This window comes from Geobacter sp. AOG2 (assembly GCF_019972295.1).
Classification (GTDB): domain Bacteria; phylum Desulfobacterota; class Desulfuromonadia; order Geobacterales; family Pseudopelobacteraceae; genus Oryzomonas.
The window spans coordinates 2,805,197-2,826,833 of record NZ_BLJA01000001.1 but is presented as its reverse complement, the minus strand read 5'-3'; the positions used below and the strand labels follow the sequence as shown (position 1 = coordinate 2,826,833).

Annotated in this window: 22 protein-coding genes; 17 read left to right on the top strand and 5 right to left on the bottom strand. The window is 59.0% G+C overall.

Annotated elements, in window-relative coordinates:
* Window positions 1-22: 22 nt before the first annotated feature.
* Window positions 23-2,362 (bottom strand): PAS domain-containing protein, encoded by a 2,340-nt coding sequence (locus LDN12_RS12985; RefSeq protein WP_223923086.1) that lies wholly within the window; start codon window positions 2,360-2,362, stop codon window positions 23-25.
* Between the two features lie 1,015 nt (window positions 2,363-3,377).
* On the opposite strand from LDN12_RS12985, the gene LDN12_RS12980 reads away from it, so the two are divergent.
* From LDN12_RS12980 to LDN12_RS12960, 5 genes are all read left to right on the top strand, one after another.
* Window positions 3,378-4,067, top strand: a complete 690-nt coding sequence (locus LDN12_RS12980; RefSeq protein ID WP_223923085.1) for an aspartate/glutamate racemase family protein — start codon at window positions 3,378-3,380, stop codon at window positions 4,065-4,067.
* 132 nt (window positions 4,068-4,199) lie between these two features.
* Window positions 4,200-4,940, top strand: coding sequence for a DUF4197 domain-containing protein (locus tag LDN12_RS12975; protein WP_223923084.1), 741 nt, complete (start codon window positions 4,200-4,202; stop codon window positions 4,938-4,940).
* A gap of 326 nt (window positions 4,941-5,266) precedes the next feature.
* Window positions 5,267-5,674, top strand: coding sequence for a bacteriohemerythrin (locus LDN12_RS12970; protein WP_223923083.1), 408 nt, complete (start codon window positions 5,267-5,269; stop codon window positions 5,672-5,674).
* Window positions 5,675-5,839: 165 nt separating this feature from the next.
* Window positions 5,840-6,145 carry a hypothetical protein gene (locus LDN12_RS12965; RefSeq protein WP_223923082.1) on the top strand — a complete coding sequence of 102 codons (306 nt, stop codon included), beginning with the start codon at window positions 5,840-5,842 and terminating at the stop codon, window positions 6,143-6,145.
* Between the two features lie 413 nt (window positions 6,146-6,558).
* Complete coding sequence (locus LDN12_RS12960) at window positions 6,559-8,184, top strand: glycosyltransferase family 39 protein (RefSeq protein ID WP_223923081.1); 1,626 nt, start codon at window positions 6,559-6,561, stop codon at window positions 8,182-8,184.
* Between the two features lie 85 nt (window positions 8,185-8,269).
* Here LDN12_RS12960 and LDN12_RS12955 read toward each other — a convergent pair whose 3' ends face one another.
* Together LDN12_RS12955 and LDN12_RS12950 are read right to left on the bottom strand one after the other, a co-directional pair.
* Complete coding sequence (locus tag LDN12_RS12955) at window positions 8,270-8,968, bottom strand: LrgB family protein (RefSeq protein ID WP_223923080.1); 699 nt, start codon at window positions 8,966-8,968, stop codon at window positions 8,270-8,272.
* Window positions 8,955-9,380, bottom strand: coding sequence for a CidA/LrgA family protein (locus LDN12_RS12950; RefSeq protein WP_223923079.1), 426 nt, complete (start codon window positions 9,378-9,380; stop codon window positions 8,955-8,957). The genes LDN12_RS12955 and LDN12_RS12950 overlap by 14 nt, the downstream gene beginning before the upstream one ends.
* 102 nt (window positions 9,381-9,482) lie before the next feature.
* Here LDN12_RS12950 and LDN12_RS12945 point away from each other — a divergent pair, with 102 nt between their 5' ends.
* The 8 genes from LDN12_RS12945 (at window position 9,483) to LDN12_RS12910 (ending at window position 16,938) form a co-directional block, all read left to right on the top strand.
* The gene (locus LDN12_RS12945) at window positions 9,483-10,370 is read left to right on the top strand and encodes a LysR family transcriptional regulator (protein WP_223923078.1); all 888 of its coding nucleotides are present in this window, start codon (window positions 9,483-9,485) and stop codon (window positions 10,368-10,370) included.
* Window positions 10,371-10,554: 184 nt separating this feature from the next.
* Entirely contained in the window at window positions 10,555-12,576 is a 2,022-nt protein-coding gene (locus LDN12_RS12940; protein ID WP_223923077.1) for a response regulator, read from the top strand.
* Between the two features lie 61 nt (window positions 12,577-12,637).
* Entirely contained in the window at window positions 12,638-13,837 is a 1,200-nt protein-coding gene (gene traF, locus LDN12_RS12935; protein WP_223923076.1) for a conjugal transfer protein TraF, read from the top strand.
* Between the two features lie 295 nt (window positions 13,838-14,132).
* Window positions 14,133-14,624, top strand: a complete 492-nt coding sequence (locus tag LDN12_RS12930) for a hypothetical protein (protein WP_223923075.1) — start codon at window positions 14,133-14,135, stop codon at window positions 14,622-14,624.
* A 91-nt stretch (window positions 14,625-14,715) separates the two neighbouring features.
* Window positions 14,716-15,285: a flavin reductase family protein gene (locus tag LDN12_RS12925; RefSeq protein WP_223923074.1), complete on the top strand. Its 570-nt coding sequence runs from the start codon at window positions 14,716-14,718 to the stop codon at window positions 15,283-15,285.
* A 197-nt stretch (window positions 15,286-15,482) separates the two neighbouring features.
* Entirely contained in the window at window positions 15,483-15,872 is a 390-nt protein-coding gene (locus LDN12_RS12920; RefSeq protein WP_223923073.1) for a hypothetical protein, read from the top strand.
* A gap of 96 nt (window positions 15,873-15,968) precedes the next feature.
* Window positions 15,969-16,247, top strand: coding sequence for a hypothetical protein (locus LDN12_RS12915; protein WP_223923072.1), 279 nt, complete (start codon window positions 15,969-15,971; stop codon window positions 16,245-16,247).
* Window positions 16,248-16,323: 76 nt separating this feature from the next.
* On the top strand, window positions 16,324-16,938 hold the full coding sequence (locus tag LDN12_RS12910; RefSeq protein WP_223923071.1) for a LysE family translocator: 615 nt from the start codon (window positions 16,324-16,326) through the stop codon (window positions 16,936-16,938).
* Window positions 16,939-16,956: 18 nt separating this feature from the next.
* Here LDN12_RS12910 and LDN12_RS12905 read toward each other — a convergent pair whose 3' ends face one another.
* Window positions 16,957-17,343 (bottom strand): helix-turn-helix domain-containing protein, encoded by a 387-nt coding sequence (locus LDN12_RS12905; protein ID WP_223923070.1) that lies wholly within the window; start codon window positions 17,341-17,343, stop codon window positions 16,957-16,959.
* An 88-nt stretch (window positions 17,344-17,431) separates the two neighbouring features.
* Window positions 17,432-17,632, bottom strand: a complete 201-nt coding sequence (gene dmpI, locus LDN12_RS12900; RefSeq protein WP_223923069.1) for a 4-oxalocrotonate tautomerase DmpI — start codon at window positions 17,630-17,632, stop codon at window positions 17,432-17,434.
* A 416-nt stretch (window positions 17,633-18,048) separates the two neighbouring features.
* Between dmpI and LDN12_RS12895 the strand changes: the two genes are divergently transcribed.
* The 4 genes from LDN12_RS12895 (at window position 18,049) to LDN12_RS12880 (ending at window position 21,553) form a co-directional block, all read left to right on the top strand.
* Window positions 18,049-19,263 (top strand): PDZ domain-containing protein, encoded by a 1,215-nt coding sequence (locus tag LDN12_RS12895; protein WP_223923068.1) that lies wholly within the window; start codon window positions 18,049-18,051, stop codon window positions 19,261-19,263.
* Entirely contained in the window at window positions 19,260-20,771 is a 1,512-nt protein-coding gene (locus LDN12_RS12890; protein WP_223923067.1) for a hypothetical protein, read from the top strand. Before LDN12_RS12895 ends, LDN12_RS12890 begins: the two co-directional genes overlap by 4 nt.
* A gap of 360 nt (window positions 20,772-21,131) precedes the next feature.
* Window positions 21,132-21,290, top strand: coding sequence for a hypothetical protein (locus LDN12_RS12885; RefSeq protein WP_223923066.1), 159 nt, complete (start codon window positions 21,132-21,134; stop codon window positions 21,288-21,290).
* Entirely contained in the window at window positions 21,287-21,553 is a 267-nt protein-coding gene (locus LDN12_RS12880; RefSeq protein WP_223923065.1) for a hypothetical protein, read from the top strand. Before LDN12_RS12885 ends, LDN12_RS12880 begins: the two co-directional genes overlap by 4 nt.
* Window positions 21,554-21,637 lie beyond the last annotated feature (84 nt).

Genomic DNA, 21,637 nt, shown 5'->3' with positions numbered 1-21,637 from the left:
GAACTGCAATCGCTTTCCGCGGCTAGGCCCCGTCCAGCGCGCTTCTCACCCTTCTCAGCAGTTCGGGGGGCGAAACCGGCTTGTGGACCAGGTTGGCGATGTCGGCGGGGGACACCTTCTGCTGGACGATGTCGGCCGCATAGCCGCTGGTGTAGAGGGCCTTCACCCCGGGGCACAGCTCGTGGACCGCATCGGCGGTCTCCTTGCCGTTCATCTTCGGCATGATGATGTCCAGGAGCAGCAGGTGGATCGAGTCGGCGTGATCCCGGAACCGGTGCACCGCCTCCTCCCCGTCGGCCGCCGCGATCACCGTATAGCCCGCATCGGTCAGCACGCCGGTGACCAACTGCCGCACCAGATCGTCGTCCTCGGCCAGCAGGATCGTTTCCGTGCCGCGGGGGGGCGGCGCTTCCTCCTGGTACGCTCCGGTCTCGTACTGCGGCGCCGCGGTAAGGGGCAGATAGATGCTGAAGGTGCTCCCGTGCCCCGGTTCGCTGGAGGCGGTGATGAAGCCTTCGTGCTGTTTGACGATGCCGTAGACCACGGCCAGTCCCAGGCCGGTCCCCTTGCCGACCTTCTTGGTCGTGTAGAACGGTTCGAAGATCCGCTGCAACGTCGCCGCATCCATTCCCTGGCCGGTGTCCGAGACCGCCAGGTGCGCATAGACCCCCGGCTTTCCGAAGCCATGGACCGAGACGAACTCATCGTGCAGGGTCACCCGATCCGTGCGCAGGACGAACTCCCCGCCCTGGGGCATGGCGTCGCGGGCGTTCACCGCCAGGTTCATCAGCACCTGCTCGATCTGGTTGCTGTCGGCGAGAATCGGCAGGGGGGTGGCGTGGGCCGCCTGTTTCAGGATGATGTCTTCGCCGATGATCCGGTGCAGGAACCGCTCCATCTTGCCGACGATCAGGTTCAGGTCCACCGGCTGGCGCATGCTTTCCTGCTTGCGGCTGAACAGCATGAGTTCCCTGGTCAGATGGGTGGCCCGTTCCGCGGCCTCCATGATCCCGTCGAAGTTGATGCGCAGGGGATGGTCCTCCTCCATGCCCATGAGCGCAATCTGTCCGTAACCGATGATGGCCGTCAGGATATTGTTGAAGTCGTGGGCCACGCCGCCGGCCAGGGTGCCGATGGATTCCATCTTCTGGGCGTGGAGGTACTGGGTCTCCAGTTTCCGCTGTTCGGTGATGTCGCGCCGCAGCACGATCGCCTTGGCAACCGTGCCCTGTTCGTCCGTGAGCGGGACGGTGCGGATATCCCAGACCCGGCCGTCGCTATTGACGATAACCGCTTCCTCGGGGGAACCGGACTCGAAGCAGCGCGGCACCGGACAGGACCCGCAGGGTTCCGTGCGGCCGTCCCACAGGACGTAACATCTGCGCCCGGCCTGCCCTTCCCCTGCGGCACCCACGTCCCGGGTGGCGGCGCGGTTTCCCCAGAGGATGTGCAGTTCCCGGTCCAGAAGCATCAGGCCGTCGGGGATCGCGTCCAGCAGGCTGTTGAACTCCTGGGAGATACGGCGGAATTCGGCCGCGCTCGTTCTCAGCTGCTCCTCGGCCTGTTTGCGCTCGGTGATGTCTTCGGAGTAGATGGCGATACCATCGGTCGCGGGTTGGATGATGAGCCGGAACCAGCCGGTATACCCGTCGGGGAAGGTGAATTCATTTTCCAGCCGGTGGGTGGTCCGCTCCTCCATGCACTGTTTTTGCACGGTAAAGTACAAGGTTTCGGTGATGCCGGGCCAGCATTCCGCCACCGTCCGGCCCAGCAGTTCCGCGCCGGGCCGCCGGTTGTGCGCCTCGGCGGTGCTGTTGATATAACGGTAGCGCCAATCGAAGCCGATGATCTGGCACCCCTCCAGCATGGAATCCAGGGTGCGGCGGTAGGTGGCCTCGCTCTCCCGCAGCGCGTTCACGGTCCGGGACAGGTCGTCCGTCCGTGCGGCGACCTGCTCCTTCAGGTGCTCCCTGGCGGCGTTGACGGCGGCAAGCGCGGTTGCCGTCCGCTGGTTGGCCTTTCTCAGGCGTTCGTGGGTGAGGGAGAAGACCACGCCCATCACGGCAAAGGTCCCGATGGATACGGCGGATGCGGGCCGGTCCAGGGCGAACTCGTACCGGGGCGGAATGAAAAACCACCAGACCGCTGTCGTGGAGAAGGCTGTCGCCGTCAACCCGCCCCACAGACCGCCGATCCATGAGCTGAAAAAGAGCGCCGGATAGAAGAGGAACCAGGCATGGGGCTGGAGGTCCTTCCAGAAGAACCATTCCAGCGCGAACGCCGCCAGCGGGATCAGGAACGCCAGGGCCAGGCGCCGGGTTTCACGCGGAGCGTTGGCCGGCATTATGTTTGTGGTCTCCATTCCATGCTCTCCGTGCGGGACAGGTGGCGGAACGTGATGATGCCTTCGTGCGGCTCCGACTCTCCTTGGGGGCTCACTAAGTATTAAAATACATAAACGTATATAATAATTCTACACAACGAAATAAAAATTACAATGCAATTTCAATATGTTAAAAAAATTAACATTATTTGTGCCATGTGTATCATGCTGTTTTCAATGGGAAAAAACGTTTGGGCCGGGATCAGACGGCGTTTTTTGTGTCATTTTGATACAGAAAATGGGGATGATGGGTAGTAGGAATGATAGGAAAGATGGGACCAATGGGACCAATGGGACCAATGGGACCAATGGGACCAATGGGACCAATGGGACCAATGGGACCAATGGGACCAATGGGACCAATGGGACAAATGGGACAAATGGGACAAATGGGACAAATGGGACTTCAGTCCCATAATTCCTATTGGTCCTATAAGTCCCATCAACCCATCAGTCCATCAGCCCATCATTCCCTCCTCGGCTGCGACTCATCTGCTACCCCGGGCGAGCCCCTTCGGATTGTTCCCTGCGATGACCGGTTTGTGCCACATTTTTTATCACGCTCCGGGTAGTGTTAATTTTTTTAACATACCGGAGTTACGACATAAACATCCTTTTCATGGGGCAAAACAAGGTCCATGGTTCTTATTTAATTCGGTTTTTTGCATATTTGCCGGGGTGGGGGCCTTGGCGCCGTTCCTCGGACGGATTTTTCGGCGCCGGGGCCGGTGGAAAGGCTTTCCCCAGATGGCTGTGGAAAAACTTGGGGAGTAGTGCGATAAGATGCTGAATTTGTGACGGTCCTGTTACATTGCCACGTTTTTCGGCAGAGGGGGTGTCAAGGGAAAAACACCGGTTCCCTGAATTTTTTTGAGTGGCGTGTGAACGGAGCGTGTATATTCGTCAGGGGCGGGTTCGGGACGGTGCGCGGACGAGATGGGTAGCGTCGGCTCGTCCGCCTGCATGAATTTTAATGAACGATGAGGGAAACGCCATGAAAAGAATCGGCATTATCGGCGGTCTCGGCCCGGAATCGACCGTTGACTACTATAAGCGGATCATCGAGGCGTTCAGGCGGGAGGGGAGTCTGGCGGCCCCGGAGATCGTCATCTACAGTGTGGATATGGAGGAGGTGCTCGGCCTGGTTGCCCGGCAGGAATGGGACGCCCTCACCGCCCTCCTGGCGGCGCGGATCGGGGCGTTGCACCGGGCCGGCGCTGATTTCGCCGCGATCTCGGCCAACACCCCCCATGTGGTTTTCGACCGGGTCCGGGCGCAATCCCCCATCCCCCTGCTGAGCATCGTCGCCGCGACCCTCGACAAGGCGCGGGAGCTGGGGCTGGGAAAGGTCGGCCTCCTGGGGACGCAGTTCACCATGCAGGCCAATTTCTTCGCCCCGGTGTTTTCGGCCCGGGGGATCTCGGTGGTGGTGCCTCCGGCGGCGGATCAGGAGTACATCCACGGAAAGCTGATGACCGAGATAGAGTTGGGGGTCATCCGGGACGAGACCCGTCAGGGGCTCCTGGCGGTGATCGAACGCCTGGCCGCCCGGGAGGGGATCGACGGGGTGATCCTGGGCTGCACCGAATTGCCCCTGATCCTGGAGGAAAGCCCGTCGGGCCTCCCGTTCCTGAACACGACCGCCATCCATGTGGAGAGCATCGTCGGCTACGCACAGGGGTGATGGGGAGGGGCCGTCCGTTGCGGTTTGGGGCCGGGGCTGGGGAATAGTGTGCTTTTAGTGGGAAAGTCGCGGGTTGATGGTACAATTGTTCAGACCCAGCGTTCGAGATCGAAAACCAACCAGGGAGGCGCCATGAAACGCCGTCATGCACCCGCACTATGCCTGGCCCTGCTGCTTCTCGCAGCGGCCCCTCCGGCCGCCCATGCCGGTTTCTTCGACGATATCACCAGGGGGCTGGGGCTTTCCGGCTCCTCCGGCGACAGCCTGGACGATTCCACCATCGTGAAAGGCCTCAAGGAGGCGCTGGCCACCGGCACCACCAGGGCGGTCACGGCGGTGGGGCAGCGGGACGGCTACTTTGCCAACGCGGCGATCAAGATCCTCATGCCGGAGAAGATCCGCAACGTGGCCGATCTTTTGGGCAGGTTCGGCTTTCAGGACCAGGTGGACGATTTCGTCCTCAGCATGAACCGGGCCGCGGAAAAGGCGGCGCCCAAGGCCACGGAGTATTTCGTCTCGGCGCTCAGGGAGATGACCTTCGACGACGCCCGGAAGATCCTCCAGGGGGGCGACACCTCGGCGACCGACTATTTCCGGCGGAAGACCGGCGACCGGATCTATGCCGCGTTCAAGCCGGTGGTCGCGTCGAGCATGCAGGACGTGGGCGTGGCCCGCCGTTACAAGGAGATGATGGGCAAGGTGGAGTCCATCCCCTTTGCCGGGGCGAGCGTCGGCGGGTTCGACCTGGACCATTATGTCGCCTCCAAGGCGGTGGACGGCCTCTTCACCATGCTCGGCGAGGAGGAGAAGAAGATCAGGACCGACCCGGCGGCCCGGGGGACGGAGTTGCTCAGGAAGGTGTTCGGGAGATAGGGCGGGGGGGCGGATGACCGCACCCCGCGGAATGCCCGCGACAGGATGCATCAAGCTACAACCAGGGCGGCCGATGGGCCGCCTTTGCCGTTTTCGGGGAGCGGGTCCGGCCGCCCTCCGCCCTCCGCCCTCCGCTCGACCCCCACCCGGTTTTCACGTCCCGGCCCATGGCTCTCGCCGGTTTTGCCGCTATAATTTTCACGTCCCGGCAACAAGATCAATAAGATTATAATTGACGGCTAATGGTTAATTCGTTATATAAATAATTTAATAAGGCTGTTCACATGTGTGTGGCCAAACTTTTTATGAATACGGAGGCAACAGGTATGGCAATCATGATCTGGAGTTCGGCGTTCAGCGTCAATGTCAAACAGTTTGACGAACAGCACAAACAACTGGTCGTCATGGTCAACCAGTTGCACGACGCCATGAAGGTGGGCAAGGGGAGCGAAGTCCTGGGGCCGATCCTCAATTCCCTGATCACCTATACCGCCTCGCATTTTGCGGACGAGGAAAAACTGATGCAGCAAAACGGCTATCCCGACCTGGCCAAGCACAAGGCCGAGCACGACAAGCTCACCAAGCAGGTCCTGGATTTGCAGAAACAGTATCAGGCCACCAAATCGGCCCTGAGCATGGCGGTGATGACCTTCCTCAAGGATTGGCTCGTCAACCACATCCAGGGTGAAGACAAAAAATACGGCCCGTTCCTCAACGGCAAAGGGGTCGCGTAATCTTTCGGCGCTTCCGTGGGACGGTTTGCGAACATACCCTTAATGCGGGGCCGGGCGGATTGTCCGGCCCCTGTTTTTTTCCCTCCGGCGAATCCTTGTAACGAAACAGCCGTATCGAACGTCTAACTCAGCAGAGAGACATATGGGCATCGAAGGAGGTGCCACATGAAAAAACTTCTTCTTCTGATGGCGATTTCACTTCTGACGGCGGGCTGTATTGCCGTCCCGGTCTACGACGACGGTTATTATCCACCCTATCGCACCTATGACTACTACTACGGCCCGTACCCCTACGCCTATTGGGGCACCGATTACGTGTTCATCGGCCACGGCGGGCACGGCGGAGGCGGCTTCCATGGGAGAGGCGCTCCGGACGGCGGGCGCGGCTACCACGACAGGGACGGTGCCCGCGACGGCGGTTATCATGGCGGCGGTTACCACGGCAGGGGCTTCAGTGGCGGCAGGCGGTAGGCGGTAGGCGGTAGGAGAGGGGCGCCGGGCAGCGCGAAGCCTTGCGAGGCGGAGATCAGGATCATTTGTTTCCGTATTTCCTCCACGGGCGGCTTTCGCGTAGCCGCGCAATTTTTCTGAATCGACACAAAGGAGGGCATCCGGGCAGGTTCCGGGTGCCTTTTGTTCATGTGAAAACAGGGGGGTGGCCGGATTGCTCTTTGGCATGTTCATTTTTAACACTCTGATTTCGCGGTGAAATCAGGTCTGCGAGGCGGAGAAAGGGAACTCCCGCTCTTCCGGCAATGATGTAATTTTCTTTAACGGGAAGGGGAGTTGTGATATTGAGGCAAGGTGATTCCAGGCCCCTGTGTTGCTGAACCGGGGTATATGTACGTAACGACAATTCTTCGGCGCGTTTTGGGGGAGATGGGATGCAGCGAACCGGTTTTTCTAAAATAATGGGAACCGTTAAATTCGAATATGTTCTGCCGGTTACGCTGTTCCTCCTGGCATTCGCCTTGAGATATCACTTCCTGTCGAAATACCATTATCCGATGATGATTCATGAACAGGACGCCGTTGGATATATGGATACGGCAAAGAGCTTCCTTTCCCTGAACATTCCAAGTGTCGCGGGAAGACCGCCGGGTTACCCGATAGTGATCGCATTGTTTGCCGTGCTTCCCGTCGGGTTGGAATATGCCGCACGCCTTGCCTCCATCTTTATGGATGCCATGATTGTCCTCCCCCTTTATTATATAGCGCGAATTTACCTGTCACGGGTCGGAGCTCTTGCGGCTTGCCTGCTTTGGGCTTTCTTTTCCTTCAGTCTCTTCTTTTCCACCTCCCCTTTGAGCCAGTCGAGTTACCTTTGCTATCTTCTTTACGGCATGGCACTCCTTCATTTTGGATTGGTAAAGAGAGAGCGGAGATGGTTTTTCTGCTCTGGAGTATTTATGGCACTATCCTTTCTGGCACGACCGGAAGGGATAGTCGGGTTCGGTTATGGCTTGCTTTTCTGTTTGACGCTCCTTGTCGGTACATACGGCTTCAAGAGGAAAAACCTGGCACTGCCCGTTTTTTTCCTGATCGGTTTTTTGCTGATAGCCGGTCCCTACCTGGTGACCCTGCGCCTTACGTTAGGGGGGTGGACGTTGTCCGCCCTGACTGCTACGCAGGTAAAAAGCGCGGATGCCGTGCTGACGCTTAATGCCAAAGGGGGATTGCAACAAAATGCGGCAACGGGTTTATCCGCGTGGAAAGAATCCTATAGGACGTTGCCGGTGTTCGCAGCGGCGATACGAGAAAATATCAAGGGGTTCGCAAGGGTATATGTCGGCACCTTTCCTGCCTGGATGAATGTCGCCACGTTGCTCGGTTTCCTGTTGTTGGCGTGGAAAAGTCCATGGCGCAATACACTTCTGCTTTTGGCCTTGGTAGCGGTTATCGCGCCGACATTGGTGGTAAATTTACCCAAGACCCATTCTTATATCTATCCGTTGTTCGCGCTGACTTTTATCTGTTTCGCCTTCTGCCTCGATACGCTGCTGCTCGGTGGAATGTGGGTTGCCGGGAAGTTCCCGGCACTAAGGCCACGATTCCTGGAGGTCCTTTTGTCGGGCATTCTGCTGGTGCCGGTCGCATATATGGCGCTCACATCCTACAGGGTTGCCGATGCCAGCTATCAGATGCCGGGGCTCGTGCACGAAGCGGTGGAAACCGAGGCTATCTTCAAGGGAGCCGGCGAGATCATAAAGAGTAGTTCTCAGCCTCGCGACATCATCATGACCCGTTGGGGGTTGGTTGGCTACTTTGCCGATCGCCCGGTGCTCGGCCTTCCGAAGGGTGGGGTGAGGGAAGTGGTCGACTACGGCAGGAAAAATGGAGCGAAGTTCCTCTTGATCGACACCAAATCGGTCCTGTCCCGCCGAGAGGAATTGATGGAGCTTCTCAGCCCGCTGGGAGGAACGCCGGTCAACCCCGAATACGGGATCGAGGTCTTCGCCAGAAACTATATTCAGGATATTGGAGGGTACGTCATTTATCGCTATAAATGACGCGGGGAATTGCCGCGAGTGCTTTAGGGATATTCCGGCGGCAGGGGGGGATTCCGGTCAATCAAGTATACTGTCTTCCCCCCCATCACCGCAGAACATGAACGAGCAGGGGCGCGGCCAGGACGTTGAGCATGCCGACCAGCACCATGACGAGCCCGGCAATGGTGCCGATCTCCCCGTCGATCTGATAGGCCTTGGCGGTGCCCGCCCCGTGGGCGCCCATGCCGAGCAAAGCCCCGCGGGCCACGGAAGAGCGCAGCGGCAGGAAGTTGATCAAACCCTCGCCCATCACCGCGCCCAAAAGTCCGGTAATCACCACGAACACCGCCGTGAGCGCCGGGATGCCCCCGATGTCGCCCGATACGGTCATGGCGAAGGGGGTGCTCAGGGAACGGGGCAGCAGGCTCAGGCGCGTGGCGTCGTCCAGGCCGAGGAGGTTGGACAGCGCCCAGGAAGAGGCTATGGACGCGGCGCTCCCCGCCAGCATGCCGAGGACCAGCAAAGGCCAGTGGCGGCGGATCAACGAGCGTTGCTCGTAGATGGGGACGGCGAACGATACGGTCACGGGCGCGAGCAGGGCGACCAGCCAGTGGGTCCCCCGGATGTACTCCCCATAGGTCTCGTGAAGCGCCAGCGCGGCCAGGATCAGCACGAGCGGCGCGACCAGGAGCGGCGACGTCCACCAGCGGGGGAAGCGGCGGTACAGCTCTTTCCCGCCCACATAGAGCGCAATGGTCAAGGCGGACCAGAACGCGGCCTGCAGGATCATCTCACTCTGCGGCATCGGCAGGTCCCTTCCCCGTCAGGTTCAGGCTATAGCACACATCGATGACCGTGGCCGTGACGACCATGACGGTGAGCGTCCCCAGTACGATCACCGCGAGGATCTTCAAGCCCACCATGCCGAGCAGCTCGGGATGGTCCAGGACCGCCAATACGGCCGGTACGAAGAACAGGAGCATATCCGCGATAAACAGCCGCGCCCCCCGCTGCACCGAGCACACGCTGAGCCGCTTGCTCCCCAGAAGGGCAAGGACGATGAACAGCCCCACGATGGCCCCCGGTATGGGCAGGTGGGCGGCCCGTGCGACAAACTCGCCCGCCAGCCAGAAGATCATGATGAGAAGTGTCTGCAAAAACAGGCTTGAGCGGCAGCGCCGCCGCCAGACGATCTTGAGATGATGGTACATATTCATGGCTAATCCCTTTCTGCAACCTGCATGATTGAATTGTAAGCCGATTCGTGATATTCGTAAAATGAATTTATCGACTTATATTGATTCCAAATAGGAATACTCATGGAAATCCGGGCGTTGCGGGCGTTTGTGGAGGTGGTCCGCCAGGGGGGCTTTTCCCGGGCCGCCAAGGCGGTGTTCGTCACCCAATCCACGGTGAGCAAGGCGGTCAAGCAGCTTGAGGACGAGTTGGGGGTCCGGTTGCTGGAACGGGTCGGCCACCAGAGCAGGCTGACGGAGGCGGGCGAGGTCGTCTTTCGCCGGGCCGCGAGCATCCTGGCCCAGGGCGACGATCTGCGGACGGAGCTGGAGGAGGTGCGGGGCCTCAAGGGGGGCACGCTGCGCCTGGGATTCCCCTTGATCGGCAGCAATACCCTCTTTGCCCGCTGGTTTGCCGCCTACCGGAGCCGGTATCCCGGTGTGGAGATCAAGCTGCTGGAGCATGGCAGCCAGCGCCTGGAAGAACTGGTGCTGGCCGGCGAGCTGGATCTGGCCGCCTCGCTTTTGCCGGTGAGCGGGGAGTTCGATTGGCAGGAGGTGCGGCGGGAGCCGATCGACGTGCTCCTGGCCGCCGATCATCCCCTGGCGCGCCGCGAGAAGCTTACCTTCAAGGCGCTGGCCGATCTGCCGTTCATCCTGTACGGCGAAGGCTTCGCGCTCAATCCGATGATCATGGCGGCATGCCGGGAAAGCGGGTTCACACCCAGGGTGGCGACCCGGTCGAGCCAGGTGGATTTCATCATCGAGCTGGTCGCCGCGGGGCTCGGCATCGCCCTGCTGCCGCGGTTGATCGCCGAGCAGCGCCCACACCCCCTGACGAAGCGCCTCCCCATCGAGCATCCGGCGATCTATTGGCACATGGCCCTGGTGTGGCGGCGCGGCGGCTACCTGTCCCACGCCGCCCAGGCCTGGCTGGCATTGGCCGGTGCGCCCGAGGTCGCCGGGGGATAGGCCGATTGCTCCATGTGTGTAAAATTTTCAGCATCCTGAAATTACGTTGAAATTCTGTTTTGTGTAAGGTAGAAGAGGAGGACCGTTGGTGCGGCGTCGTGTTTGCCGTCATTTTGGCCGGGCCGGCATAATGGTAAAGGTATGAATTACGACGCCGATAAGATTCGTTGGGGGAATTTATTGCATGCGGAATCTGCACGATCTTATCGTCAGCAATGAAAACTGGTTGATGGACCGGGTCCTTGGTTATGCCAAAGACCACCGTTATACGGAATTCACCTCAACCCTCCTGGAAGCTTGGCGAACATCGGTTTCCGGGCTCTCCGCACCTCTCCTGGAGGCATTGCAGAGGGGGGCGCCCCTGCCGTATCTGGCGGCGAAAGAGGATTTTCTCGGGGACCCCATAGGGGCCTTCGGTATTGGGGAGGCTCAGAAACACCGGGAACGCGGCATAGATTTCTGTCTCTTTCTCGGCCTTATGAAGTATTACCGCAAATCGTATGTCGACCTGATCAGGCAATCGGATTTCAGTGCAGAGGACAAGGAACGTTACCGGGAGATCGTCGTCCTGTATTTCGACCGGGTGGAGCTGGCTTTCTCGACGGAATGGATCAATACGACCGAATCGGGCCGCAACCGGGAGTTGCAAGAGAAGAATATCGAATTGAACAACGAGAAGAACCGGTATCTTACCATCTTCGAAAGTTCGCCGAACCCCGTCTTCATCATCGGCAACGACAATAAGGTCCTTAATTTCAATCTGGCGGCGGGCAGGATCTTTTACGGGGTCGACACTCCGGGAACCCAATATTATTCGGGCCAAGTTACCGCAATCCCGGCCATAATCGAAGACGACGTCAGGAAGCTCGAGGCAAGCCAGGACAGCCGCCTCTACATGGAGAATGAGGTCGAAACCGCCGCCGGGAGGTTTCATTTCCTGGTGTGCATGCAAAAAATGCTCGATGTCAGCGGCAAATTCCAGGGGTCCGTGCTGATACTGAACGATATCAGCCAAATGAAGGTGCTGGAGGAGGAACGGCAGAACCTGAACAAGCAACTGCTTCATGTGCAGAAGCTTGAAAGCCTCGGCGTCCTTGCCGGCGGGATTGCCCACGACTTCAACAATATCCTCGTGGGGATGATGGGATACGCCGATCTGACCTTGATGCGTTTGCCGCTCACGTCTCCGGACCGGCATAATATCGAGCAGATCATAAAATCCGCCAAGAGCGCCGCCGACCTGACCAAAAACCTTCTGGCCTATGCGGGAAAAGGCAAGTATACGACCCAGTCCCTGAAACTCGACGAAGTGATCACGGACATAGAACATTTACTCTCCATATCCATATCCAAATCATGCATTCTCAAGTTCAATTTTGCCGATAATCTCCCGCTGTTCGAGGGCGACGTCTCGCAAATCCAGCAGGTGGTCCTGAATCTGGTCATCAACGCCTCCGATGCGATAAACGACAAAAGCGGCGTGATTTGCGTATCCACGGGATTGATCAATGTCGACCGCCACTATCTGACCACGACCCTTGCCGACGAGGACCTCACCGAAGGCCATTATCTCACCCTGGAGGTTTCCGACAACGGGTGCGGCATGAGTGAGGAAACCCGCTTCCGCATTTTCGACCCCTTCTTCACGACGAAGTTTACCGGCCGCGGTCTGGGGCTTTCGGCCGTCATCGGCATCATTCGCGGTCATCGCGGCGCCATAAAGGTGTACAGCGAACCCGGCAGGGGCACCTCCTTCAAAATCCTCCTGCCGGCCCTTGAAGCGACCAGCGACCGTTGCCGGGAAAACGTCCTGGACGCTTTCCAGGATTTGCGCGGCAGCGGGACCGTGCTCGTCGTGGACGACGAGGAAACCGTCCGCACCGTGGCGGAATTGATGATAACGCAATGGGGCTACAAGGTACTCACGGCCGAAAACGGCCTGGAGGCCCTTGAGGTATACCGGAAACACGGGGACGAAATCGACCTGGTGCTGCTGGACATGACCATGCCGCATATGGACGGCACCGCCGCATATACCGAGCTGAGGCGCATCAACCCCAACGTCAGGGTCATTCTCACCAGCGGGTACAATGAATCCGACTCCATCAGCCGCTTTTCGGGCAAGGGGCTGGCCGGTTTCATCCAGAAGCCGTACCGGCCGAACGAGCTTGCGGCGCTTTTGAAGAAAGCCACCGATCAGCCTTGATGAATGAAGGGCCGAATTACCGGCACAACACACAGTAATCTCAACCCAGGAGGAAGTCCCCATGTTGAAGCGTTCGGTCGTAGCCGCCGTTGTGGTCCTCGGTCTCTGCGAGAGCGGGCATGCTCTCGAATTCCAAGCGGTGGGCAACGGCTCCCTCGGCGTCGGCGGGGCCGGGGTGGCCCGCAGCGACGGGGCCATGTCCCCGTACTGGAATCCCGCCGGCCTGGCCTTTGCGAAGAAGTCCGTCACCGTGTCCCTGACGGCCGGAGCCGGCCTGCAGCCGGACAAGAAGCTGGCGGAAGACATGGACAACATGTCCAAGGCCTACGACGCCTGGAACAACAACCAGGCGGACGCCACCGCCCAGACTAACCTTGCCGACGCCGTCGCCAACGTCTCCCCCACCGACAACCTGCGGGCCACCGCCGACGCCGCCCTCGGCGTCCAGGTCAAGCAGTTCGGCTTCGGCGTCTTCGGGACCTTCGAGGGTGGGGCGGTCCCCCACACCGTTCCCGTGGACACCAGCTCCATAAACGCCATCAATACGACGCTGTCGCAAGAGACCGTCACAACGCGCGGCATTGCGCTCATCGAAGCCCCCGTATCCTACGGCTACCTCATGGATGTGGGCAAGCTGGGCCATGTCGGCCTCGGCGTCACCGGCAAATACCTCTACGGCGAGGCGACCTCCACCACGTCGCAGATCTTCGATACCGCCACCGGCACCTCCATCTCCTCGAAAGACCTGACCAAAGACCTGTCCAAAAACCGCAACGGCTCCTCCTCGTGGGGGGTCGATCTCGGCGCCATGTGGAAGATGGGTAGCTTCCTGCCGGTCCCGGTCACCGTCGCCATGGTGGGCAAATACCTCAACTCCCCCTCGTTCAAAGCGAAAAACGGCGACAAGATCACCGTGGACCCGCAGGTCCGCGCCGGATTCTCCGCGGAGCTGTTGAGCTGGCTGGATCTGGTCGGCGACGTGGACGTGATTAAGAACACCACCCTGGTGCCGGGGCTCAAGAGCCAGAAACTGGGCGGCGGCGCGGAATTCCACCCCTTCGAGTCTCTCAAGTTCCGCGCCGGGGGCTACACCGACCTTGCCGAATCGGGCAGCGGCGCCGTAACCGCCGGTTTCAGCGTCGGCGCACCGTTTCTCTTCCTCGATATCGACGGCGCTTACGGCCTGGGCTCCGTGCGCTACGACAACCATTCCTATCCCTCCGAGGGCAAGGTGCAGTGCAGCCTGAACATGGCGTTTTAGCAGGTTCAAACGCTCATCCGCGAAACTTTTTTTCGTGGCAAAACGACGCAATCGAAGGCATCCGGGCACGTTCCGGGTGCCTTTTTTCATGTGATAACAGGCAAATAGGATGGTGGCGCGAAAATGTTAATAAAATTAACACGTTGATTTAATATTGAAATCGGGTTTTGCGGGGTGTAAAAGGGGAAGAAGGTGTTTGCTCGCCTATTTTTAGAGAATGCACGGCCTGACGCCCAGAGCCGTGGATTTTCCGCAGCCTGTTACGCAAGATCGGGAACGTGAGGAAATCATGCCCATGAGAAGAGCCGCCGCCGGAATCGTTGTTGCTCTCTGTCTGACTGCGCCTGCAGCGGCGGAGATGTTCAAGATCGAGAACCCCGCATCCAATATCTACAATCCTGCGGATCGGATGGACAAACCCAATCCGCTGTCGCCTCCCACGCAACCGGTCCCCCCACCCCCCCCGTCACCGCCAAAAGAAACAACGGCACCGCCTGCGGCAACGACCACGCCGCCGCCACCGCCGGAGCAGGTCAAAGAACGGCCTGTGCCGCACCAGGAACGCGCGGTCCCTCATAAACGCTACTCCTTCACCACGGTCAAAGCCTATCTGACCGCGGCGGATAAGGCCTACAAAAAACGCGACTTCCGGAGATTCCTGTCTCTGAATGAGGAAGCCCTGCACCGCATCCGCACCGGAACGCTTACTGCCACTAATAGAGCGAAACAAAAGCTGCTCAGGAATAAAGCCCTTGGCCGGGCGCTGCTGGAAAGGGATAGCCGGTGAGCCGGACCCTTTTCCGGGAACGATGATGCTCAGGCGTCAAGCCCGGCCTCACGCTTCCTAGATACTTTGACACCATTACACGGGAGATGACATGAAACAATCGCTTGGTGCAAAGACCCTGCTGTTCCCCACACCGGCACTGATGATCGGCACCTATGACAGCGCAGGCAAACCAAACCTGATGAATGCCGCGTGGGGCGGCGTCTGCTGTTCCGAACCCCCCTGCATCGCCGTATCCGTGCGCAAGGCCCGGCATACCTACGACGCCATCGTGGAGCGCAAAGCGTTCACCGTGGGGATCGCCGACGAGGCCCACATGGCCGAGGCCGACTACGTGGGGATCGCCTCGGGGCGCAATGCGGACAAGTTCGCCATCGCCGGGTTGACGGAGGTGAGGAGCGAACTGGTGGACGCCCCCTATGCGGCGGAGTTCCCGCTGGTGCTGGAGTGCCGGCTGGTGCATACCTTCGACCTGGGGATACACACCCAGTTCGTCGGCGAGATCATCGACGTGAAGGCGGACCGGGAGATAGTGGACGAAGACGGCCTGCCGGATATCCTCAAGCTGAAGCCGCTGGTGTTTGACACCGCCCACAGGGGGTATCATTCCGTCGGGCCGCTGGTGGGGAAGGCGTTTTCGGTGGGGAAGAGGTTTATGTGAGTGGTGGGGGAGTGAAGGGCAGATGAAGGGGGTAGGCAACAATTGAGTCGCCAGGGGGCAATAAGCAGCCTGACCCCTTATTGGTCCCTTTGAGTGGCCTGAACCAAAATTTGAGTGATCAGACTCTAACAAGACCAGTGGACCCGGTCGCGATGACCCTGCGCCGGGTTACCGGCCGAGCCGTTAGGTGACAAAAAATGATGGAAATACTGATCGAAATAATTGGCCAAGCTATTTTGTACGGCACCGCTGAAGTGTGTACTGCGAAAATAGCGAAAAGTATTTCCAGATCCAGAGCGCCAGAAAAAAGTAAAGTCTCACCTATATCTGCTGCGGTCATTTATGCAGTAGTCGGTTACTTTGCAGGCTTGTCTTCGCTCCTCATATTCCCAAAGTACCTGATAACAGACCCAAATATGAGGTCTATGAGTATTATTGTTCTTCCGGTACTGTTGGGATTTTTGATGAGTGTGATTGGACGGTACCTGAAGAAAAGATGCAGAGATGTTGTCCGGCTTGAAAGTTTCCCATATGGGTTTCTCTTTGCGTTCACCTTTGGCATTGCGAGAGTATTATTTGCTAAGTGACACCCAACCACGTCCTCAGACGCGGACGCCTAACGTCGCCGGTCAAGGCCGACGCCGTTGAGTAGATCAAATACTGATTGAAATGGAAATCAGGGAATGTTTGCTGTTTTGATGACCGTAATCGTCATTATGAATATTCTACTTGTAGTAACCCTAGTCAGGCTAAAAGACAAGCATGGCGATGTCTTCGTCCGTTTAGAGTTAGATAAAACAATCTTTGGATCGCCTAAACAACTCGCGCGAATTGTTGAATTCATGATAAAGCGCAAACCTGCTGAATTAAATGATCCTTTTTTGACGGGTGCTGGCTACGTTTTTGTTGCCACTCTTGTAATTACTATTCTGCTGATGTATGCGAGTTTCATTTACAAGTGAGGTTACAGATGGCACAGGTACCTATCCGCAGCTCAATTTTTACATGCCACCTAATACCTATTAAGGAGCATACTACATGATCACTGTTGAATTCCTCATTACCTCGCTCATCGTCGTACTCATTCCCGGCACGGGAGTGATTTACACCGTTTCCACCGGGATCACCCAGGGACGCAGGGCCGGCTTCTATGCCGCACTCGGCTGCACGGCGGGCATCATCCCCCACCTTCTCGCCACCATCCTCGGCCTGACCGCGCTCATGCACGCCAGCGCGCTGGCGTTCCAGACGCTCAAGTACGCCGGTGTGGCCTACCTGTTCTACATCGCCTATGCGACCTGGAAAGACACCTCCGCATTCGCCCTGGAGAACACGCCGCCGCGGAGCACGGCCCTGTCCCTGGTGGTAAAGGCCTTGCTGCTCAATATCCTCAACCCGAAACTGACCATCTTCTTCCTGGCGTTCCTGCCGCAATTCGTCAAACCCGGCTCGGGCAGCCCCTTCCTGCAACTGCTGCTTCTCAGCGGCATCTTCATGGCCATGACCTTTGCGGTGTTCCTGGTCTATGGCCTGCTGGCCCATGCGTTCCGAACTGCCGTCATAGAATCGAAGACGGTCCAGTCTTGGCTGCGCCGCAGTTTTGCCGCCGCATTTGCCGGGTTGGGCGTGCATCTGGCGTTTTCGGAAAAATAGGGTCGGAAGACGAGGGGGCTAGCGGGATTCCGGAGGATCGACCGGCTCCGGCTCTTCGAGCAGGCCCGGCTTAATGTAGTCGAAGACCTCTTTCGACCACACGGCGGACCATTTCCCCAGCGGCAGGATGATTGCGCGCAGTTCCTTGCCCCGCCGCGTCAACACATACCCATCGAGGGTCTTTTCCACCAGGTCCGCCTCGCGCAGGTCCTTGATGCGGCTATTGAGGATGGAGGGGGAGATGTCGCCGCAACGTTCCTGCAAGCTGCGGAACGTGCAGGGGCCGTTTTCCAGGTTCCACAGGATGCCCAGCGCCCAGCGGCGGCCCAAAAGGTCGAACAGGGCGTTGATCGGGGTACCGGAGAGAGATCCGCGTACCTTTTTTCCGGGGCTTGGAATGGACATGGGGAGCGGCTGTCTCCTTTTTGGGGTGGGGAAGAACGGGCACCGATCCGGGCTGCCGCGGACCGCCGGAATCGGTGCCCGGTTCCGGTTAGCGAGCCTGCGCCGCCTTGATCTCGGCGAGGGTCAGACCGCCAACCCCGATGTTGGTGCCGTCCAGTTCATTGATCAAAACCGTGAACTTTTCTGCGGGGATATTTGTGACCTCTGCGGCGGTTTTTGTCAAGTTTTTGATCAGGGCCTTCTTCCGTTCCACGTCCGTTTTTCCCATGTCAATAGTGATGACCGGCATGATGATCTCCTTGCTATGTAATTTGTAGCGCGCTATTGATTTTATAGCATGCTACTAAAAGAGAAGCAAGGCTTTTGTAAGTAATGGAATAAACCCTGCCATCCCACAGTTTTTTCACCACTTGCGGGGTAGTAGAGACTTGTATACGTGTCGATTTAGGGGTAAAGTTTCATAAAGCTCCTCTTGGCGTGGAAGGCTGGGCTCGCAAGGGCAGCGCGGAAGTTTGTTCCTCTTCAATCATCCGGGTAGTGCCTTTGGAGCGGTTATCGGGCCAGCCAATCTCATATAATCAACAAGCGATATGGTATGGCACTATTTGCCGGCTTCGATGTGGCGTCTCGGGATGTTTTCGGTCCTGGGAAGTGCGGCGTTCCCTACTGGTGCGTTCGTAGACCTTATGCTGGAGGAGGATCATTATGCGAAGAGGATGGCCGGCGGTACTGGTGCTGACACTGACGCTTGTGGTGGCGGGATGCGCCACGGTTCCCCCGAAAAAGACGCTTGCGGAGCGTAAGGCGGAACGCGCACAAGCCGCCGCCGTTGCCGCTACGAAACCCTCCCCGCCGCCGCGGATCAAAACCGTGGGAACGCCCGAGGATGCCAGAAAGCACATGCTGCGCGGGATGGCCGCCATCGAGATGGCGAAGTCGCCCGAAGAACTGGCCTTGGCCGAGGAGGAATTTCTGGCTGCCGCCGATATCTCCCCCCAGCTCGGCAGCGCCTGGTTCAATCTCGGCAAGGTGCAGACCCAACTGGGGCGGTATGACGATGCGATTGCCAGTTACCGGCAGTATCTTGCGGTTGCGCCGGGGGCGGAAGACGCTCAGAAGGTGCGCGACGAGATCGTGAAGCTTGAGTTTCGCCAGGAACAGATTGCCCGGGAGAAGGGGCGGGCGGGTTCCTGGGTCGCCTCCACCGGCGCCTGGTACGTCTTGGCCATGGAGGGCAACGGCATTGTCCTCAAGACCGACCAGCGGAGAGTGACCGAGGAGGAGGCGCACTCCACCTATACCCTGGTCGGGAGCATTCCCATTTCTCAACGCGCCCATGCCGAGCACCATCTGACGGTGCGGGGCGGCCGGCTATCGGGAACCTGGAGCCGCGGGCCCGTCACCGCCGAGAAGTGTCAGATCCCGCCGGATACCGCCGAGGTTGCCGGTGAAATAAACGAACGGGAAAAGAAGATCACCCTGCGCTATGAGGTCACCACGTTCAGTGCGTCAACCCAACTGGCGATCCTGGGGGACGATTATTGTTCGGGAGTGACGGTCACCGGCAAAAGAGGGGTCGAAGAGGTCCTCTATGGGCCGCTGGGGCCTGCCGGCCTCGGCCCCGGCGTCTCCTACAAGGGGCTGTATTCCTGGTGGGCTGGCGGTTTCTCTGTCGTCGGACAGGGATGGCAGGGGCATCTTGGCGTGCGTCTCGACCAAGAAACCGAGGCATATGAGGCGGGGCTGAGGGACGATGATGAAATACTGGCCATCGACGGGGTGCCGGTAAAGAGCCTCAACGCCGGTGAAGCGATGATGCGGCTCTACGGCCAGCCGGGCGCTCCGGTCCGTCTCGACATCCTGCGCAAGGACGTAAAGGATCCCGTCACCCTCACTATCCTGCGGATACCGAGCGTATGATGCGCCGCGCGGCGATTTGCGGGGTGGTGCTCGCTCTGGCCGCCGGTTCTGCATCGGGCTCCGGCATCCCCCAGGTCAATGGTCCCAAGATGGACTGCGAAGGGTCGGTGCAGGCCCTCGCCTACCAGGGATACAAGTGCACCTGTTCCGGCGGCCAACTGGATTGCGGCGGCAAAGCCGCAGCGAAGCCCCGCGCCTCCTCCGCTTCACAAGAGGCGCAGATGAAATCCATGATCGTCGGGGGTATCTTCCAGGGGCTTATCTCCAACATGAGCGCCCCGCATCAGGGAAGCTCCCCGGCTCTCCGGGCGCTCATGGACCAACACGATGCCTCCGTCAAGGCGGCCCGCAAGGCGGAAGAGCGGCGGCGGGCGGAGGAAGCGGAGTTCCAGGCGGAACGTGACCGGATGCTCGGGACGTACAAGGGGTTGGAGGGCACGTCCGCCCTGGGATTCAAGGAGAGCGGAGGCGGTCTGGATTTCAAGACGCTGGACGGGGAGGCGGAGGCGCAGGCCGCCGCCGCCCGGCAACCGTTCGACACCGCGGGAGGGTCCGCGAAGCCGGTGGACACCCTGACCGGCCGGGGCACCTCCTTTTTCGGCGATACGATGCCGGAAGCCGACCTGCGGCTCCTGGTGGCGCCGGAGAACGACCCGCGGGTGGTGGATCTGCGCAATGCAGTTACGTACACTGCCGGCAACCTGAAGGAGGACGGTACGAAGCCGGTTCCCCGGAAGAAAAAGCAGGCGAAGGGCGAGGGAGAGCCGATCATCGAGCCGCCCGACTGTGTCGCCCTCTCCCGGAAGCTGGACTCCTTCCTGGAACAGCGCGGCAAATTTTACAAGACAATCCTTCTGGCTCAGGATCAGGTGACCGAGTGGGAGGCCACAAACCGGGGCGCGCTGGTGAATGCAGCAAAAGACGGTATCGAATATTTTACAGGCGGCTTGCTGGAGGCCCTTGGCAACAGGGGCAAGGCTGCGGAGCGGTTGCAGGAGATCTACACCCGGAACGCCTCCAGGATGGCGGCGGAAGGTGTGGACATTCTGGCGCTGGAGGCGAAGATCCGACGGCTGCAACTCCTCTCGTCGTCGGGGAAGGCGGCGGAATTGGCAAGCCAGGTGAACGATTGGCAGACCTTTGTCAAGGACGGTATGTCGGCGCTCCTCGCGCAACTCAACTCCTCCAACGGGGAGGTGAGGGAGATCCTGGCGGACCCGAAAGTGGGGAAGTACTTTCAGGCGGAGAGCCCAGAACTTAACACGCTGCTGGATATCAGCAAGATCGCCGCGGCCAACCGGATCTTCGGCAAGTGGGTCAAAAATCAGCTTCCGATTATCGGCCTGACGGAAATTTCACTGAAGCAGCTTTACAACGGCAGCGAATGGGCCGCGAGTTTCTACCGGCTTGCAAAGGCGAACGATATCAACGGCAACGTGATGGAGAGCGCCCAAGGACTCCAGAAACACATCGACGACACACGGATCGCGCTGAAGGCGTGCCGCTAGAAGCAGAGAACGTACCACTTCCCCGGAGAAAAACGTAAATATCGCGTATCGGATGTCAATAGAGGCCATGGTGGAATGTTCCATCTTGGCCTCTCTGTAATTAATTCCTTGAAGATCGGAATGGCAAGCTACCCCTTTCGTTTTATCCCGAGCCATGGAGTGGAGTGCCGCATCGGGTGAATTCCGGCGACAGGATAGAGAAATCCGCAAGGCGGCCAATGCCGTATCTCCGGGTTTTGTTGCTGCGGTGACATGTTGGCAGGCTGTTTGCACTAATATCTTTGGTAAGTCAGAATGACAGTAATGGCCTCATAACGATGTCGGGGCGGCGATACTACCGGGATTACAGGTGAAAAGCGGATGGACGTGCAACGTGTGGTCGAAATAGAGAGTCAATATACGGGCGTCACGCCGGATGAGCGGGTGGCCATAAGTCATATTTTTGACCGCAAGGAAGATGTTTTAATGGCACCGGAACAATTTTCCGACATCTTGAAGCCCACTGGACCGATAAAATGAGCATCTCTTTGCGTAAGGCCGCTGCCATGCAGTTGGAGGCGGAATACGCCCAATTGCGCAAGCAGCAGGCCGAGGAAAAAGCCAATAAACCGAAACGGACGAGGATCGCTACGGTCGACGCGGCCGCCGCCGCGCAAACGGACACGGTCACGCTCTCCTCGACACAGGCGGAGGGCGAGACGCCCGCCAAGCCGAAACCCTCCCAGCCCGTAAGCACTGCCGAGAAATCCGCTCTGCATTCCCTGTTTTCCGTTTCCGCCTGATCCTCCCGCACTACCGGGAAGGTCCCTGCCGCAGGGAAAAAGTCTCGTCCGGCCGGGGCACGGCATAAAAAACCCGCACTGTTT